Source organism: Gryllotalpicola sp. CP2-P1, assembly GCF_057512245.1.
The window spans coordinates 1-1,778 of sequence record NZ_JBLRDT010000340.1 but is presented as its reverse complement, the minus strand read 5'-3'; the positions used below and the strand labels follow the sequence as shown (position 1 = coordinate 1,778).

Genomic DNA, 1,778 nt, shown 5'->3' with positions numbered 1-1,778 from the left:
CCACGGCGATCGCCTTGTAGCCGGCGCGCTGAGCGGCGCGGCATCCGCCCTGCCCCGCGTCGAGCTCGATGACCTCGTCGACACGGTGCGCCGCACGCGCACGCGCGCCGTCATGGTGGCGGGCGGCCTGCCGGGCGGCAACGAGCAGCTGCGCGAGCTGGGCTGGGCGTTCGAGGACTCGGGGGTCGAGCTGATCCTGGTCTCGCGGCTCATCGAGGTCGCCGGGCCGCGCATGCACTGGCGGCCCGTCGAGGGGCTGCCCATGGTGCACGTCGACCTGCCGCGGTTCTCGGGCTTCAACTACTCGATCAAGCGGGCCTTCGACGTCGTCGCGGGCGGTCTCGCGCTGCTCGTCGCGAGCCCCGTGATGCTCGTCGTGGCGCTCGCCGTGAAGGCCGACGGCGGCCCCGTGCTGTTCCGCCAGCGCCGGGTGGGCATGCGGGGCGGCCACTTCGCGATGCTCAAGTTCCGCTCGATGGTCGTCGATGCCGAAGCCAGGCGCGACGAGCTGATGCACCTCAACGAAGGCGCGGGGCTGCTGTTCAAGCTCAGGGACGACCCGCGGGTCACGCGCGTCGGCCGGGTCATCCGCCGCCTCTCGCTCGACGAGCTGCCCCAGCTGTTCAACGTGCTGCGCGGCGACATGAGCCTCGTCGGCCCGCGACCGCCCCTGCCGGCGGAAGTCGACCGCTACGAGGGGCGGGTGAACCGGCGCCTGCTGATCAAGCCCGGCATCACGGGGCTCTGGCAGGTGTCGGGGCGCAGCGGGCTGAGCTGGGAGGAGAGCGTGAAGCTCGACCTCTGGTACGTCGAGAACTGGTCTTTGACGAACGACCTGATGATCCTGCTGCGCACCGCGCGCACGGTGGTCGCACACGAGGGGGCGTACTGATGGGAAGGGCTACCGATGACTAAAGAGAGGGTGCTGCTCGTCTGCTCGGGCGGCGGCCACTTGAAGCAGCTGTTCGCCCTGGCCGAGCGCATCGGCATCGCGGCCGAGGACCAGCTGTGGCTCACCTTCCGCAACGGGCTCAGCGAGTCGCTGCTCGCCGAGCGCGAGGTGATCTTCACACCGTTCGCCGCGCCGCGGGACGCGACCAACATCCTGCGGCTGCGCGCCTTCGCCGAGCTGCTGCTCGCGACGAACCGCTTCTCGATGGCGGTGTCGACAGGGTCGAGCCCGGCGGTCGCCGTGCTGCCCGTCGCGGTCAAGCACGGCATCCGCGCCCACTACATCGAGTCGGCGGCGCGCGCGGACGGGCCCTCGCTGTCGGGGCGGCTGATCGCGCGCAACGGGCACATCCCGACCTATACGCAGTACCCCGTGTGGGAGAACGAGCGGTGGCGGTATCGCGGGTCGATCTTCGACTCGTTCCGGCCCGCGGATGCCTCGGGCCGCCGCCGCGTCGCGCGGGTCGTCGTCTCGGTCGGCACGCAAGAGGGCTACCCGTTCCATCGCCTGTACCGCGCGCTCGCGCCCCTGCTCGACGGCTGCGATGTGCTCTGGCAGACCGGCACCGAGGACGTGTCGGAGTACGGCATTCCCGGCCGGCCGATGGTGCCGCACGCAGAGCTCGCCCAGGCGATCGGCGAGGCCGACGTCGTCATCGCGCACGCCGGCACGGGCACCGCCATCACGGCGCTCGAGAACGGCAAGGTGCCCGTGCTCGTGCCGCGGCTCGCGAAGTACCACGAGCACGTCGACGACCACCAGGTGCAGATCGCCCGCGAGCTCGAGAGCCGCGGACTCGCGCTCATGCGGCACGCCGAGGACCTCA

At 71.4% G+C, this 1,778-nt stretch carries 2 protein-coding genes; both read left to right on the top strand.

All coding sequences use genetic code 11. From position 1 onward, the window contains the following. Positions 1-892 (top strand): sugar transferase (locus ACM2XV_RS15010; protein WP_487027519.1); only part of this gene is annotated, 892 nt, incomplete at its 5' end. A 15-nt stretch (positions 893-907) separates the two neighbouring features. After that, on the top strand, positions 908-1,778 hold an 871-nt coding region (locus tag ACM2XV_RS15005), incomplete at its 3' end, for a glycosyltransferase (protein ID WP_487027518.1).